General features: G+C 71.4%; 16 protein-coding genes. 9 read left to right on the top strand and 7 right to left on the bottom strand.

What is annotated here, in order from left to right; translation table 11 throughout:
• Positions 1 to 22: 22 nt before the first annotated feature.
• Positions 23 to 217 carry a hypothetical protein gene (locus GA0070561_RS06450; RefSeq protein ID WP_091396291.1) on the bottom strand — a complete coding sequence of 65 codons (195 nt, stop codon included), beginning with the start codon at positions 215 to 217 and terminating at the stop codon, positions 23 to 25.
• Positions 218 to 273: 56 nt separating this feature from the next.
• Between GA0070561_RS06450 and GA0070561_RS06445 the strand changes: the two genes are divergently transcribed.
• Positions 274 to 1,155 (top strand): LLM class flavin-dependent oxidoreductase, encoded by an 882-nt coding sequence (locus tag GA0070561_RS06445; RefSeq protein WP_091396288.1) that lies wholly within the window; start codon positions 274 to 276, stop codon positions 1,153 to 1,155.
• Positions 1,156 to 1,174: 19 nt separating this feature from the next.
• Here the strand turns inward: GA0070561_RS06445 and GA0070561_RS06440 are convergent, their stop codons facing one another.
• From GA0070561_RS06440 to GA0070561_RS06430, 3 genes are read right to left on the bottom strand one after another with little or no spacing between them, the layout of a single operon-like run.
• Entirely contained in the window at positions 1,175 to 1,606 is a 432-nt protein-coding gene (locus GA0070561_RS06440; RefSeq protein WP_091396287.1) for an ASCH domain-containing protein, read from the bottom strand.
• A 57-nt stretch (positions 1,607 to 1,663) separates the two neighbouring features.
• Complete coding sequence (locus GA0070561_RS06435) at positions 1,664 to 2,710, bottom strand: questin oxidase family protein (RefSeq protein ID WP_091396284.1); 1,047 nt, start codon at positions 2,708 to 2,710, stop codon at positions 1,664 to 1,666.
• Between the two features lie 33 nt (positions 2,711 to 2,743).
• Entirely contained in the window at positions 2,744 to 3,295 is a 552-nt protein-coding gene (locus GA0070561_RS06430) for a phosphoribosyltransferase family protein (protein ID WP_091396280.1), read from the bottom strand.
• 187 nt (positions 3,296 to 3,482) lie between these two features.
• On the opposite strand from GA0070561_RS06430, the gene GA0070561_RS06425 reads away from it, so the two are divergent.
• The 4 genes from GA0070561_RS06425 (at position 3,483) to GA0070561_RS06410 (ending at position 7,816) form a co-directional block, all read left to right on the top strand.
• Positions 3,483 to 4,121, top strand: a complete 639-nt coding sequence (locus GA0070561_RS06425; RefSeq protein WP_208603690.1) for a septal ring lytic transglycosylase RlpA family protein — start codon at positions 3,483 to 3,485, stop codon at positions 4,119 to 4,121.
• 104 nt (positions 4,122 to 4,225) lie between these two features.
• Positions 4,226 to 5,350 carry a PP2C family protein-serine/threonine phosphatase gene (locus GA0070561_RS06420; RefSeq protein WP_091397489.1) on the top strand — a complete coding sequence of 375 codons (1,125 nt, stop codon included), beginning with the start codon at positions 4,226 to 4,228 and terminating at the stop codon, positions 5,348 to 5,350.
• A gap of 129 nt (positions 5,351 to 5,479) precedes the next feature.
• Positions 5,480 to 7,336, top strand: coding sequence for an acyl-CoA dehydrogenase (locus GA0070561_RS06415; protein ID WP_091396277.1), 1,857 nt, complete (start codon positions 5,480 to 5,482; stop codon positions 7,334 to 7,336).
• 210 nt (positions 7,337 to 7,546) lie between these two features.
• Positions 7,547 to 7,816: a DUF6458 family protein gene (locus GA0070561_RS06410; protein WP_030487564.1), complete on the top strand. Its 270-nt coding sequence runs from the start codon at positions 7,547 to 7,549 to the stop codon at positions 7,814 to 7,816.
• A 49-nt stretch (positions 7,817 to 7,865) separates the two neighbouring features.
• Here the strand turns inward: GA0070561_RS06410 and GA0070561_RS06405 are convergent, their stop codons facing one another.
• Complete coding sequence (locus tag GA0070561_RS06405; RefSeq protein WP_091396274.1) at positions 7,866 to 8,405, bottom strand: SixA phosphatase family protein; 540 nt, start codon at positions 8,403 to 8,405, stop codon at positions 7,866 to 7,868.
• Between the two features lie 112 nt (positions 8,406 to 8,517).
• On the opposite strand from GA0070561_RS06405, the gene GA0070561_RS06400 reads away from it, so the two are divergent.
• The gene (locus tag GA0070561_RS06400) at positions 8,518 to 8,805 is read left to right on the top strand and encodes a DUF6458 family protein (RefSeq protein WP_091396272.1); all 288 of its coding nucleotides are present in this window, start codon (positions 8,518 to 8,520) and stop codon (positions 8,803 to 8,805) included.
• 503 nt (positions 8,806 to 9,308) lie between these two features.
• Here GA0070561_RS06400 and trhA read toward each other — a convergent pair.
• Complete coding sequence (gene trhA, locus GA0070561_RS06395) at positions 9,309 to 9,986, bottom strand: PAQR family membrane homeostasis protein TrhA (RefSeq protein ID WP_091396268.1); 678 nt, start codon at positions 9,984 to 9,986, stop codon at positions 9,309 to 9,311.
• A gap of 107 nt (positions 9,987 to 10,093) precedes the next feature.
• Here trhA and GA0070561_RS06390 point away from each other — a divergent pair, with 107 nt between their 5' ends.
• Genes GA0070561_RS06390 through GA0070561_RS06380 form a run of 3 tightly spaced genes read left to right on the top strand, consistent with a single transcriptional unit; the run spans position 10,094 to position 12,466 of the window.
• Entirely contained in the window at positions 10,094 to 10,873 is a 780-nt protein-coding gene (locus tag GA0070561_RS06390) for a 5-oxoprolinase subunit B family protein (protein ID WP_091396266.1), read from the top strand.
• The gene (locus GA0070561_RS06385) at positions 10,771 to 11,733 is read left to right on the top strand and encodes a 5-oxoprolinase subunit C family protein (protein WP_425255887.1); all 963 of its coding nucleotides are present in this window, start codon (positions 10,771 to 10,773) and stop codon (positions 11,731 to 11,733) included. Before GA0070561_RS06390 ends, GA0070561_RS06385 begins: the two co-directional genes overlap by 103 nt.
• Entirely contained in the window at positions 11,717 to 12,466 is a 750-nt protein-coding gene (locus GA0070561_RS06380) for a LamB/YcsF family protein (protein WP_091396260.1), read from the top strand. The genes GA0070561_RS06385 and GA0070561_RS06380 overlap by 17 nt, the downstream gene beginning before the upstream one ends.
• A gap of 32 nt (positions 12,467 to 12,498) precedes the next feature.
• On the opposite strand, the gene GA0070561_RS06375 is transcribed toward GA0070561_RS06380, so the two are convergent.
• On the bottom strand, positions 12,499 to 14,337 hold the full coding sequence (locus tag GA0070561_RS06375) for an NHL domain-containing thioredoxin family protein (protein ID WP_091396257.1): 1,839 nt from the start codon (positions 14,335 to 14,337) through the stop codon (positions 12,499 to 12,501).
• Positions 14,338 to 14,642: the final 305 nt, after the last annotated feature.

Here is a 14,642-nt window from a genome sequence, read left to right as displayed (position 1 = left end):
CGGGCTGGCCGCAACGGTGGACCTACGACTTCCGGTCGGCGATCGCCGCCTCGATCCGTAGACCGAGACCGGTCAGAATGAGGAACGCGGCCAGGATGTGCGGCTCGAGCCCGTCGTAATCGGACATCATGCTGAGCAGTGTCGTCATGAAGCCGGCCACCAGCGACACGGTGCCGAACGCTCGTATGGTGCCGACTCGCTGCGCCGGTAGGTCCACAGCCGGACGATAGCGAGAACCTGACCCCGCTGGTGTCCCCGACTAGGCTGGCGATCATGCGGATTGGCATCGTGATCCTGCCGGACCAGCGGTGGGCGGAGTCGCAGCGTCGCTGGCGGCAGGTCGACGAGTGGGGCTTCGACCACGCCTGGACGTACGACCACCTGGGCTGGCGTGACCTGGTCGACGGCCCGTGGTTCGACTCGATGGCCACGCTGACCGCGGCCGCCACGGTGACCTCGCGGATTCGGCTGGGCACCCTCGTGGCGTCGCCGAACTTCCGGCACCCGGCCGCGTTCGCCCGGCAGATCACTACTGTGGACGACGTCTCCGCCGGCCGCCTGCTGCTCGGCCTGGGAGCGGGTGGCATCGGCTTCGACTCGGCGGTGCTGGGTGGTGAGACGCTGCCGCCGCGTCAGCGGGTCGACCGGTTCGCCGAGTTCACCGAGTTGTTGGACCTGATCCTGCGGGAGGACGGCACCACCTGGCGTGGCGACTGGTTCGCGGCGGTGGATGCCCGCAACAACCCCGGCTGCGTGCAGCGGCCTCGGGTGCCGTTCGTGGTGGCCGCCAACGGGCCACGGTCGATGCGGTTGGTGGCCCGCTTCGGGCAGGGCTGGGTGACCACCGGCACCGGTGACGACGACGACCTGGCGGGCTGGTGGGCAAGCGTGTCGGCGCTGTCCGCGCGGATGGACCGGACCCTGGACGAGGCCGGCCGCGACCCGGCCAGCCTGGACCGCTACCTCTCGCTGGACGCGGCGCCGGTCTTCTCGCTCAGCAGCGCACAGTTCTTCGCCGATCAGGTCGGCCGGGCCGCCGAGCTGGGCTTCACCGACGTGGTGACGCACTGGCCGCGCGCCAGCAGTTGGTACGCCGGTGACGAGGCCATCCTGGTGGACGTGGTGACGCGGTTGCTGCCACAACTACGCGGCTGAGGCCGCCACACCGAGCCGGTCAGGTGCCGAGGTCACCGCTGGCCACACCGCCCTCGCCGCCGGAAACCAGGCGGAAGCGCAGGCAGACGATCGGGGTGTCGCCGTCGACCGGCGTGCCGAGCCGCGCCCAGTAGGTCGAGTGCCCGGCCCGCCACTCCTCGATCGAGCGGTCGCCCTCGCCCTCGGCGCGGGCGAAGTCCCAGGGCACGTCGGCGAAGCGGACCACCTCGACTCCGGTGATCTCCACGACACCGGCCAGTGCGTTGTCGTCGTCGACCAGGGCCAGGCGTTCGCCGACGTGCTCCAACTCCTCGCCTTCCTCCGCGTACTCGGCGAGCCGGCCGGCCGTCGCGGTCTTCACACCGGCCAGCACCAAAGTGTTGAGGGTCGACCGCAACTCGCCGGGGGTGCCGAGGGCGAGGGCGCGCAGTTCACCGATCCGAGGCCACATCCTGCCGAGGCTAGGCCAGGGCGGCCCGGGCCGCCGCCGCAATACCCGTCGCCCCGCTCAGATCAGTTGGCCGGCGTAGCCGGGTGCGGTGAGGAGCCGCTCGTCGGCACTGGTCGCGTACGCGTCGAGGATCGCGTCGGCGAGCTTGACCACGTGCTCGTCGCCGTGGCGGGCCGCGCGGGCGAAGACCTCCGCCGGCGTCGCGGGGGTCACTGTCGGTGGCGCGATGCCGTTGGCTGGGGCGTACACCGAGGTCATGGCCGCCGTCGCGGCCCAGGCCGCGGCGAGGCTCGGCGCCCACAGGTCCCGGTCCAGTGCCGGCAGGGTACGCAGCACGGCGGTCGGCGCGGTGACCGCGTGCACCAGCATGACCGGCGCGGCGTGCCCGAAGCGCAGGTAGTCCAGGCCGGCCCGGTGCACCAGCGTGGTGAGCCCCCGCTCCGCCTCGGCCGGGCTCCGCACGGGGCGCAGCGTCGCGAGTGCCGGCTTCCATCGGGGTACGCCCGGCAACTGCTCCAGCCGATCCCGGACGCCGCCGGTCTGGTCGTCGATCCGGGGCAGCCCGGCCAGCGCGGCCGCCACGTCAAGGTCGTCGGTGCCTGGCCGGTCCGGATCGCCGGTGAACAGTCGGTCGGTGCCGGGGATCGGCTGCCAGCGGGCCGCCCAGTAGCCGAGGGCCTGGCCCAACTCGGTGAGCCGCTGTCGGTTCTCGTCGTCCGGGTCGAGTGCGCGTACGGCGTGCCCGACCCGGATCACCCCGTGCGTGGCGCCGGCGGCGATGCCTGGCAGCAGCCGGGGCCACCAGGTGCCGAGCACCGCACGCCACGGGTGTTCGCGCAGTTGCCGGTCGAAGTAGGCCAGCCAGTCACCGGCGCGCTTCGGATCGCCCAGCGCCGACCGCCAGTCGTCGATCGGGTGCAGCCCTCGGGGCAACTCGTCGAGGCGGCCGAGGTAGTCGTCGAGCCAACGGTGCACCCGGTGCGGGTGCCCGTGTCGGACCAGCGCCTCGACGGCCATCGGCCCGTGGTTGGACAGCCAGCCCTGATATTCGGGGCCGGTGCGGTGCAGCCGCTCGTACGCCTCGTCGAGAACTCCGTCGCTCATCCGCCGATCGTCGGTGTTGAACCTCGCTTCAGGTCAAGAGGGCAGATCCGCGGCGTCGATCAGGCCGGTGATCCGTAGGTCGGCCGTGACCTCGGGCGGGCAGTCCACGGCCACCACGGCGGTGCCCAGCACCTCGGCGCCCCGCGCGGCGCAGATGTCGTAGAGGGCGCGTAGCTGTGCGCCGGTACGCACCCAGTCGTCCACCACCAGTACCCGGTCGTCGGGGCCGAGGTGTCGGTCCCGTACGGCGAGGTCCACCCGTCGGCCGCGGTAGTCCGGTGGGCTCTGCGCCCAGGTGAGTGGCCCGGCCGGCAGTCGCCCGTCACCGGGCTTGTGGGCGGCCACGAAGCCGACCCCGAGGGCGGTGGCGGCCAACGGCCCGAGCAGCAGCCCGGTGACGGCTGGCGCGAGCACCACAGTGGGCCGGGCGGTCCGGTACGGCGCCACCAGGGCCGGCCCCAGCTCGGCCAGCACCGCCGGGTCCCGCCACCAACCGGAGATGTCGCTGATCAGGTGGCTGGTGTCCGGGCCGGGGTCGATCCACTGGAACAGCGCGGCCAGGCGTTCGGTCAGATCGGCGGGCATCCGCTCATCCTGCGGCACGGGCGGCGGGCGTGGCGGCACCCGGGCCACCCGGCCCACCCCGGGTCGGATGATCGGCTACACGTATCTGGGTAAATACGGGCATACCACCATGATCACGTTGACTTCGGAAGTGCTTCTCTCGTTACGGTCCGACCCGGTTTGTTCAGACGACGAAAGGACCGGGCCGGTGGCAGGCAAGCACTCCCGTACCCGCATCTTGTCCTCCCCGGCGGGCATCGTGGCCACCGCGGCGGTCGGCGTCGCCCTCGCCGTCGGAGGCACGGTGGGCGCCGTGCAGCTGGTCTCCGGCTCCGGCCAGTCGGAGCAGGTGGCTCTCGACCTCGCCCCGACCACCGCCGCGAGCAGCCTCACCCCCAGCTCCCCGGCCGTCACCCCGAGCGTCAGCGCCTCGCCCAGCGCGACCGCCAGCCCGTCGGCGACCCGGTCGCAGCAGGCCGCCTCCCGGGGCAAGGAGCGCACCTCGTCGCCGAAGCCGAAGCCGAAGCCGACAGTCAAGAAGACCACGGCCGCGGCGAAGGTGCTGGATAGCGGTTCGTGCGGCGCCTCGTTCTACTCCGACGGGCAGCTCACCGCCAACGGCGAGTCGTTCAACCCCAACGCGCTGACCGCCGCGCACAAGACACTGCCGTTCAACACCAAGGTCCGGGTGACCAACCCGGCCAACGGCAAGTCGGTGACGGTGCGGATCAACGACCGCGGCCCGTTCATCGACGGCCGCTGCCTGGATCTCTCCCGGGCCGCCTTCGCCAGCATCGCCTCGGTCGACGTGGGCGCGCTCACCGTCCGCTACGAGGTCCTCGGCTGAGCGGGGCCGGCGACGCCGATTCGGCCGGCCGACTGGGCCGGCCGGACAGAACCTCCTCGGACGACGGGTCAGGTTCATTCACCGGTTCACGTGGATCAGGCAAACTGTCCCTCGTACCCACGCGACTCCTCCAGTCGGGCCGTCGCCCGCTGAGCCCCGGATCCCGCGCCGGCCTCGGCGCGGCCCTTGTTCTGCTCGCGATCGTGACCGCGGTGGAGGCGGCGGACGGCCGCAAGGTGCACTACGTCGCGCTCCTGGCGGCAGCGCCGGTTCTCGCCGCCGCCCTGGCGTCCTGGCTGGTGGTCCTGGGAGTGGGCGTCGCGGCGACAGTGATCGGCACGGGCTTCGCACTGGTCGCGCCGAAGGTCTCGTTGGTCACCTCGGTCGACGTTGTCGCGGTCGCGCTCACCACCGGGATGGCCGTGGCGGTGGCGTGGGTTCGCCAGCGGCAGGCCGAGCGGATCGTGGAGCTGACCAAGCTCGCCTCGGTGGCCCAGCAGGCGGTGTTGCGCCCGCTCGGGCCGCAGGTCGGCACGCTCTCGGTCGCGGGGCGCTACATCTCCTCCACCGCGACGGCCGAGATCGGCGGCGACCTGTACGAGGCGATCGACACGCCCTACGGCGTCCGCATGATCATCGGTGACGTGCGGGGCAAGGGCCTGGACGCGGTCCGGCTGGCCAGCATCGTCCTCGGTTCCTACCGGCACGTGGCCTACGAGCGGGCCGACCTGCGGGCCGTCGTCGCCGACCTGGACCGCGCGGTGGCCCGCAACGTCGGCGACGAGGACTTCGTCACGGCGGCACTGGTCGAGGAGCGTGGCGGCACCCTCACGATCGTCAACTGCGGGCATCCTCCACCGCTGCTGCTACGCCGGGGTGCGGTGATCCCGTTGGAACCGCCGGCCCCGGCACCTCCGCTCGGGTTCATGCCGGTGGTCCGCCCCCGGGTCGAACGACTGGAGCCCGGGGACCGGCTGCTGCTGTTCACCGACGGTCTCGGCGAGGCGCGACGGGACGGCGAATTCTTCCCGACCGCCGACCGGGCCTGGCGACTGCTCGGCCACGGCACGGTCGCCGACGGGCTGGCATCGCTGGAGACCGCCCTGGTCGAGTGGGTGCACGGTCGGCTCGACGACGACATCGCGCTGGTCCTGATGGAGTACGTGGGTGCCCGTACCGGCGCGGCCGTCGCCGTCCCGAGCTGGGAGGTCGGCGCCGCCGAGAGCTGAGCCGGCCGACCGCGCCCGCAGGTGTGTAATCGCCGTCACTTGGGTGATCCGCTTGTCGCTGCCTACCCGCGAGTAATACAGTCGGGGTTACTGATCGGTAACACCTGTCCGGAAGCGGGGCCAGCGAGCATGACCCACTACAAGAGCAACCTGCGGGACCTTGAGTTCAACCTGTTCGAGGTCTTCGGGGCGGACCAGGCGTTCGGCCAGGAACCGTACTCCGAACTCGACGCCGACACCGCCCGCAGTTTCCTCTCCGAGCTTGATCGCCTCGCTCGCGAGGACCTGGCCGCCAGCTACACGGACAGCGACCGCAACCCGCCGGTGTTCGACCCGGCCACGCACACCGCGCCGCTCCCGGAGTCGTTCAAGAAGTCCTACCAGGCATTCATGGACTCCGAGTTCTGGCGCCTGGACCTGCCACCGCACCTGGGCGGCACCAACGCGCCGCGCGCCCTCTGGTGGGCCCTCGCCGAGCTGGTGCTCGGCTCGAACGCCCCGATCTGGATGTACGCGTCCGGTCCGTCCTTCGCGCACGTGCTGCACGTCGAGGGCACCGAGCAGCAGAAGCGGTGGGCCAAGCTCTTCATCGACAAGCAGTGGGGCTCCACAATGGTGCTCACCGAGCCGGACGCCGGCTCGGACGTTGGCGCCGGCCGCACCCGCGCCATCCAGCAGCCGGACGGCACCTGGCACATCGAGGGCGTCAAGCGCTTCATCACCTCGGGTGAGCACGACCTCAGCGACAACATCGTGCACTACGTGCTGGCCCGCCCTGTGGGCGTGGAGGGCGTCGGTGGCCCCGGCACCAAGGGTCTGTCGCTCTTCGTGGTGCCGAAGTTCCACTTCGACGAGACCACCGGCGAGCTGGGTGAGCGCAACGGCGTCTACACCACCAACGTCGAGCACAAGATGGGCCTGAAGGTCTCCAACACCTGCGAGCTGACCTTCGGCGAGCACGGCGTACCGGCCAAGGGCTGGCTGCTGGGCGACAAGCACGACGGCATCCGGCAGATGTTCATGATCATCGAGTACGCCCGGATGCTGGTCGGCACCAAGGCCATCGCCACCCTCTCCACCGGCTACCTCAACGCCCTGGAGTACGCGAAGAACCGGGTGCAGGGCGCCGACCTGATCCAGCAGGCGGACAAGACCGCGCCGCGGGTCACCATCACCCACCACCCGGACGTGCGCCGCTCGCTGCTGCTGCAGAAGTCGTACGCCGAGGGCCTGCGTGCCCTGGTTCTCTACACCGCCACCTGGCAGGACAAGGTCGCCATCGCCGAGGCGGCCGGCGACGAGAAGGCCACCAAGCTGGCCAAGCGGGTCAACGACCTGCTGCTGCCGCTGGTCAAGGGCGTCGGTTCGGAGCGGGCGTACGAGATGCTCGGGCACGAGGCCCTGCAGACCTTCGGCGGGTCCGGCTTCCTCCAGGACTACCCGCTGGAGCAGTACGTCCGGGATGCCAAGATCGACACCCTGTACGAGGGCACCACCGCCATCCAGAGCCTGGACCTGATCTTCCGCAAGATCGTTCGGGACAACGGCAAGGCCCTCATGGCGGTCGCCGGCGAGATCCAGGAGTTCATCTCCTCCGAGGCGGGCAACGGCCAGCTCAAGGAGGAGCGGCAGGCGCTCGGCAAGGCGCTCGGCGAGGTGCAGAACATCCTCGGTGTGATGACCGGCTGGCTGGGCGAGGCGCAGGGCGGCGACACCCGCGCCCTCTACAAGGTCGGGCTGAGCAGCCGGCGGTTCCTGCTGGCGATCGGCGACCTGGTGGTCGGCTGGCTGCTGCAGCGGCAGGCCGAAGTGGCGCTGAAGGCGCTGGCCGGCGAGGTCTCCGCCAGCGACAAGGCGTTCTACACCGGCAAGGTGGCCGCCGCCCGCTTCTTCGCCCGTGAGGTGCTGCCCCGCATCGGTGCCGACCGGCGGATCATCGAGGGTGCCGACCTCGACATCATGGACCTCCCGGAGGAGGCCTTCTGAGCAGGCCAAGACAGGTTTGACGTGCTGGGTCGCACCACCCGGCACCGCAACGGCCGGTGGGGCTTCTGCCCCGCCGGCCGTCGCCGTCTCACCCTGACCGCGGCACGTATTGGCCGAGCCCGGTCGGGTATGCCGCTGGCGTGGCGGGTAACCGTCGCGTGACCTCGAAAGGGAACGCCCAGAGCCACCGCACGGGGGAGTGCAGCGCACATGGGTGTAGGAAGCGGCATTTTTCTCATCGCGATCGGCGCGATCCTGACCTTCGCGCTGAGAGCCAACGTCTGGTGGATCGACGTACGCGCGGTCGGCTGGGTGTTCATCCTGGCCGGGCTGGCCGTACTACTGACCACGGTCTGGTTCTGGCAGGACCGGCGCAAGCGGGCTCGGACCCTCATCGTGGAGGAGAACCGGCTGTCTCATCCGACGGCGATGATGCCGCCACCGCCGGACCCGCCGCCACCAACGGCGCCGCCGTCCTGATCCCCGCACAACGCGTACCCCTGAGCCACCCGTCGGATCGGCGGGTGGCTCAGCCGCGTGCCGTGTGCCGCGCCGTGAGCGGTGCTCCCGCCCTGCTCAATTCCATCCAGCCGGACGGGCAGCGGTGCACCGCCAGCTCGGCGGTGCGCAAACCCTCGTCGTCCACTCCCTCGGGGTCGAGGAGCGCGGAGAGCAGCGAGATGCCCGGATTGTGGGCAATGAGCAACGCCGTGCGGGCCGCCGGGTCCACCGTGCGGACCAGCGACAACAACTCCTCGGGGTGCGCGTCGTACGCACCCGGCTCATAACGGACGGTCGGGCGAGGACCGGTCGGGCCACCCTCAGGCGGTGAACCGGTCATCCCCATCGCCACCCCGTGCCAGGTCTGCCGGGTCCGTCGGGCCGTCGAGCAGATGACCACGTCGGGCAGCAGCCCTTGGTGCGCCAGCCAGGCCCCAGCCGCAGCCGCGTCGGCGTTCCCGCGTGCGCTCAGCGGCCGCTCCGCGTCGTCCGCCGCGTCGCTGCCCTGCTCGGCCTTCGCGTGCCGCAGCAACACCAGTGTCCGTGTGTCGGGGTCGACGTCCGTCATGCCCCCAGCTTGCCCGATTGGCGATCTCCGTGCCTGGGTAAGTCGATGGATGCCGCACCCCTACCGACGGCCGCGGCGCGACGTACGCCAGGTTAGAGCCGAGGAGCGAGACATGGGCATTGGTGGCAGCATCTTCTTGATCGCATTAGGCGCGATATTCGCGTTCGCAGTGGAGGCCGACCTGGGCTGGCTGGACCTGGCCGTGGTCGGCTGGGTGCTGATGCTCGCCGGCGTCGCCGGCCTGCTCACCACCCTCTACTTCTGGAACAGCCGCCGCCGCCCGGCGGTGGCCGCGCCGGTACGCGAGGAGCGCGTGGTGGCCGACCGGGTCGTGCCGGTCCAGGACAACCAGGTCGTGCAGGAGTACCGCGAGGTTCGTCGGCCGGGCCGACCGGTCTGATCCTCGCCCACACACTCCGGGGTCCCGCAGCGTCGCGGGGCCCCGGCTCGCGTCTGCGCCCGGGTCGTGCGTGTGCGACGGGACCGCCGGTACCCCGCTACCCCTGCCAAGATCCGCACACTTTCGGGGAAACTGCTGCCTGAGGGCGCGTCGAGGCAGCAGTTTCCCTGAAGTTGTGCGGATCTTGAGGGGTGGGACCGATCCCGGGAGCGGTGATCGGATCAAGATCGTGCTCGATCCAGGAAATAGGGCTTTCGGATGCGAGCGAGGCCACTACATCCATGATCGAGCACGATCATGGCGGCCTGCGGCCGTGGCGTTCCCGCCGAGCGGCGCTGCCGGGACCGGGAGGCCGGAGTGCGTTCGCCGGGCCGCCTGGGTCGTGGCGGTTTCGGGCGCGCCTGCGTCCTGGCCGTTTCGGGCCGTGCCCTGCGTCCCGGCCGTTTCGGGCCGTGCCCTGCGCCGTGGCGGGTTCGGGCCGGCCTGCGTCCTGGCCGTTTGGGTCAGGCGAACAGCGCGAAGTAGATCGCGATGTGGTGACAGAGCGCCGCCAGCAGTGTGCAGGCGTGGAAGAACTCGTGGTGGCCGAAGACGGTCGGCCACGGATTGGGTCGACGCAACGCGTAGAAGATCGCCCCGACGCTGTAGATCGCGCCGCCGACGATCAGCAGCACCAGCGCGGCGACGCCGCCCCCGTGCAGGATCTCCGGCAGCATGGCCACCGCCACCCAGCCCAGCGCCAGGTAGAGCGGCGCGGAGACCCAGCGCGGCGCGTGCGGCCAGATCACCTTGACCGCCACGCCGGCCAGCGCGCCGCCCCAGACCAGGGCCAGCATCACGGTGGCCGGCCGGGGCGCGAGCAGCATCGCGCAGAGCGGTGTGTACGTGCCGGCGATGAACACGAAGATCATCGAGTGGTCCATTCGGCGCATCACCTGGTAGCCGCGCTCTGACCACACACGACGGTGGTACAGCGCGCTCGTGCCGAAGAGCCCGCAGACCGTCAGGCTGTAGATGAGGCAACTCACCAGGGGTGCCCACCCCGGCCGGGTGGCGGCGATCGAGCAGAGCACGATGCCGCAGACCACGGCGACGAAGAAGGCGTACGTGTGTAGCCAGCCGCGCATCCGGGGCTTACCGATGTCGACCGGCTTCAGGCGAAGCGGGGCGGAGGTGGTCACCCCATCAGGTTACGGCACCGTAGGTTACTTGTAAGTAGTGGCGTTGGTGACACCCGGCACCGTCAACGTGAACACCGGATTGGCGCGACATCGGCGAGGATGAGCGGATGCGGATCCGACCCGTCGGGGCGCACGCCCTGCTACTCGACTGCACCGCCCCCACCGACACCCCCGAAGCCGTGGCCGACATCCCGGAGGCCGCGTTTGTCGAAGCGTGGCGGGCCGAGCTGTGGCGGCGTCGGGAGCGGGGCGACCTGATCGCCGTGGAGATCGTGCCGGCGGCCCGGACCGTGCTGCTCGACGGCCTGCCCGACCCGACCGCCACGGCCGAGCAGTTGACCCGTTGGGCGTCCGCCGTCACCGCCGCGATCACCCGCCCCAACCAGACCGACGCCAAAGCCCACAACGACGCCCAAGACCACGCCCACGCCGAGGCGGAAGCCAAATCCCACGCCGCCGCCGACGCCCATGCCCACAACGCCACAGCCGAAGACAGGGCCGACGACGCGGCGGACGTGGTCGTACCGGTCACCTTCGACGGGCCGGACCTGCCGGCGGTGGCGGAGCACTGGGGCGTGGACGTGCCGGCAGTGCGGCACCGGTTGACCAGCACCCGGTTCCGGGTCGCCTTCTGCGGCTTCGCCCCCGGATTTCCCTACCTGACCGGGCTGCCCGCCGAGTTGGCGCTGCCCCGACTGGCCACGCCCCGTCCCCGGGTGCCGGCCGGCTCAGTCGCGTTGGCCGGCCCGTACGCCGGCATCTACCCGGGCGCTTCCCCGGGCGGCTGGCTGCTGGTCGGTCGGACCGACCTGGTGCTGTTCGACGTGGCCGCCGACCCGCCGGCCCGGCTCGGTCCGGGCACCACGGTCCGGATGGTGGTGGCGTGACCCACCCGGCCACCATCGAGGTGCTCCGCGCCGGTGCGCTCACCACAGTGCAGGACCTGGGCCGGCCCGGCTGGGCGCACCTGGGCGTACCCCGGTCCGGTGCCCTCGACCCGGGTGCCCTGCGGTTGGCCAACCGACTGGTCGGCAATCCGGAGCACGCGGCCGGCCTGGAGATCACCCTGACCGGCTGCACACTGCGGTTGACGCGGGCCGCCACGGTGGCGGTCACCGGCGCCGAGGTCCCCGTCCAGGCGGGTGTCCGGCCCGGTGACACCGGACGCCCGCTCACCGTGCCGGCCGGGACGGTGCTGCGGATCGGTCCCGCCCGACGGGGCGTACGGAGTTGGCTGGCGGTGACGGGCGGCATCGACGTGTCACCGGTGCTCGGTAGCCGGGCCACCGACACCCTCTCCGGGCTCGGCCCGCCCCGGCTGCGGGACGGTGACCTGTTGCCGCTCGGTGATCCGGTCGGCACCCCCGCACCGGTGGACCTGACCGTGTGCCCCACGCCGCCTGAGGAACTGCACCTGACGTTGGGCCCGGGTCCTCGCCGGGACTGGTTCACGCCGACCGCGTTCGACCGGCTCTTCGGCAGCGCGTACACCATCAGCCCGGTGAGCAACCGGGTCGGCGCGCGGCTCGCCGGCGCGGCGCTGCCCCGCGCGGTGGCCGGCGAACTCCCCAGCGAGGGCATCGTGCTCGGCGCGGTGCAGGTGCCGGCGGACGGACAACCCCTGATCTTCCTCGCGGACCATCCGACCACCGGTGGATACCCCGTCATCGGGGTGGTCACCGACGTGACCCCGCTCGCGCAGGCCCGGCCAGGTACTACCGTCAGATTCCATGGACCTCAACGCTGACCTGGGCGAGGGATTCGGCATCTGGCGACTCGGCGACGACGAGGCGCTGCTGAGCCTCGTCACCTCCGCCAACGTCGCCTGCGGCTTCCACGGCGGCGACCCGTCCACCATGCGGCGGGTCTGCGAGGGCGCCGCGCGCCGCGGGGTCGCGGTGGGCGCGCAGGTCGGCTACCGAGACCTGGCCGGCTTCGGCCGGCGGCACATCGCGTACGACTTCGCCGAGCTACGCGACGAGGTGACCTACCAGTTGGGGGCGCTGGACGCGTTCTGCCGGTTGTTCCGCACCAGGGTCCGCTACCTCAAGCCGCACGGCGCGCTCTACCACGCGGCCAGCACCGACGAGTCCCAGGCGGCGGCGGTGGTCGCCGCCGTCAGCGGTTACGACCCCGAGCTGCCCGTACTCTGCCTTCCCGGCTCGACGCTCGCCCAACTCGCCGTGGGTGCGGGCCTGCCGGTGGTTGCCGAGGCGTTCGCCGACCGTGCCTACCTGCCCAACGGGGCGCTGGTGCCGCGCGGCACCCCCGGCGCGGTGATCACCGACCCCGAGCAGGTCGCCGAACGGGCGGCGCGGATGGCCACCGAACGCAGCGTGGTGGCGGTCGACGGCACCGTCATCCCGTGCTCGGTCGACTCGATCTGCGTGCACGGCGACACCCCGGGCGCGGTCTCCGCCGCCGAACTCGTCCGCGCCACCCTGATCGACGCGGACATCACCCTGGCCCCCTTCGCCTGATCGGAGGGGCCCAGCGGGCCCCTCCGATCGCGTCAGGCGTCCAGGCCCCGGAGCACCAGCGGCAGCCGGGTCACGGCGCCGTCGACCACCCGGACCGGTACGCCCCAGTCCTGCCGGGTCAGGTGGCACGCCGCGTGCTCGACGTCCGCGTCACAGGTCGCCGCCTGCGCGGTCACCTGAAGCACCCCCGCGGTGACCTCGCCGTTGAGCACCAGCCGGCGGGACAGTTCGGTGCCCGTGCCGGCACCGTCCACCAGCAGCTCCGGCGGGGAGGCGGAAACCACCAGCCGGGTCGACGGTCCGTACGTCTCGTCCAGCTTCTGCCCCGGCGCCGGGGTGAAGACGATGTCCAGGGTGACCTCGCCGGCCGCGACGTCGGTCGGCTTGCGCTCGGTGCGGTGCCGAGGCCCGTCCACCGTGCTGGCACCCGCTGCCGACAGGGCACCGGGGGCGAGCCGGGTCAACCGGTGCGCGGCGGACTCCACCACCAGCACCTCACCGGACGGGGTGAGCACCAGGTCGCTCGGTTCCGCCAACCCGTCGGCGACGGTGGAGACCTGGTTGCTGGCCGGGTCGAAGCGGCGCACGGCGCCGTTGTACGTGTCCGCGATCAGCACCGACCCGTCCGGCAGCGCGCACACGCCCAGCGGATGCTGGAGCAGCGCCGACTCCGCCGGACCGTCCACGTGACCGAAGTCGAACAGGCCCTGCCCGACGGCGGTGCCCAGCACACCGTTCTCGACGTACCGGACGGCGCTGGACTCGCTGTCGGCCACCCAGAGCCGGGTGCCGTCGGCAGAGACGGAGAGCCCCGACGGCTGGGCCATCCACGCCTCGGCCAGCGGGCCGTCGCGCAACGCCTCCACCGTGGTGCCGGCGTACATGCCGGCGGTCCGCTTGATCGGGTCGAACCACCAGAGCTGGTGGATGCCGGCCATCGCGATGATCAGCTTGTCGTCGTACCAGGCCAGGTCCCACGGCGACGAGAGGTCGACGGCGAACGCGTCGTGGGCGTGGTCGTCGACCTCGGCGCGCCACTGCCGCCCACTGCCGGCCACTGTGACCACCTCGCCGGACTCCAGCCGTACGCCGCGCAGCAGGTGGTTGACCGTGTCGGCCACCACCAGGTCGTAACCGGCCACCTCGGCGACGTGCGTGGGCAGCAGACACACTCCCTGCGGCTCGGAGAACGTCGCCGCGGCGGCCGGCCCGTCCGCCCGGCCGCGCTCGCCCGAGCCGATCCGACGTACCGGCGTCTCGCCGTCCGGGTCGATCTCGACCAGGGAGTGCCGGGCCGAGTCCGAGACCAGCAGGTTGCCGTTCGGCAGCAGCACCGCCTTGCCCGGGAAGCGCAGCGCGGTCTCCGGTGCCGGCGGCGGGACGTACGGGCCGTTCCCCCGGTGCAGGGTGCCCTTGGCCTCGTGGGTGGCGATCAACTCGTCGATCAGTCGGGCCAGCCCCTCGGCGTGCCCCTCGCCGGCCATGGTGGCCACCACGTAACCCTCGGGGTCGATCACCGACAGGGTCGGCCAGGCCCGGGCCGCGTACTGCTGCCACATGTCCAGCTCAGGATCGTCGAGTACGGGGTGGTGCACCCCGTACCGCTCCACCGCAGCGGCGAGCGCGTCGGCGTCCTTCTCGTGCTCGAACTTCGGCGAGTGCACGCCGATCACGACGAGCACGTCGCCGTACTTCTCCTCCAGCGGGCGCAGCTCGTCGAGCACGTGCAGGCAGTTGATACAGCAGAACGTCCAGAAATCTAAGATGACGCAACGACTTCGAAGGTCCTGCAATGTCAGGTTTTGTCCACCCGTATTAAGCCACTGCCGGCCCCGTAGTTCGGGCGCACGTACACGCGCTGTCGTTGCCATGCCTGTCAGCCTGCCACGGCGAGGCTTTTCCGTATCGGTCGTCGTGACCCGGACGACAGAAAGCGTCGAGGAGTCTTAGCCCGCGCCGCCTTCGGTTACGTTCCCGACGCTTCGCGGCGTACTCGCGGACCTCGACCGCGTCCCAGATTCGGCCGACGGTCAACGTCTCCAACGGGGCCGGGACGTCGACGGCGCGGGGGGCCGGCTGACGTCATCTTCGACATGGGCATCTTCGACGACCCCGAGGCACAGCGACTCGCCGAGATCATGGCAGAAGAGTCCGACTAGCCCCACGACAACGACGA

The organism is Micromonospora saelicesensis (assembly GCF_900091575.1).
GTDB lineage: Bacteria > Actinomycetota > Actinomycetes > Mycobacteriales > Micromonosporaceae > Micromonospora > Micromonospora saelicesensis.
This window is presented reverse-complemented; position numbering and strand designations above follow the sequence as displayed.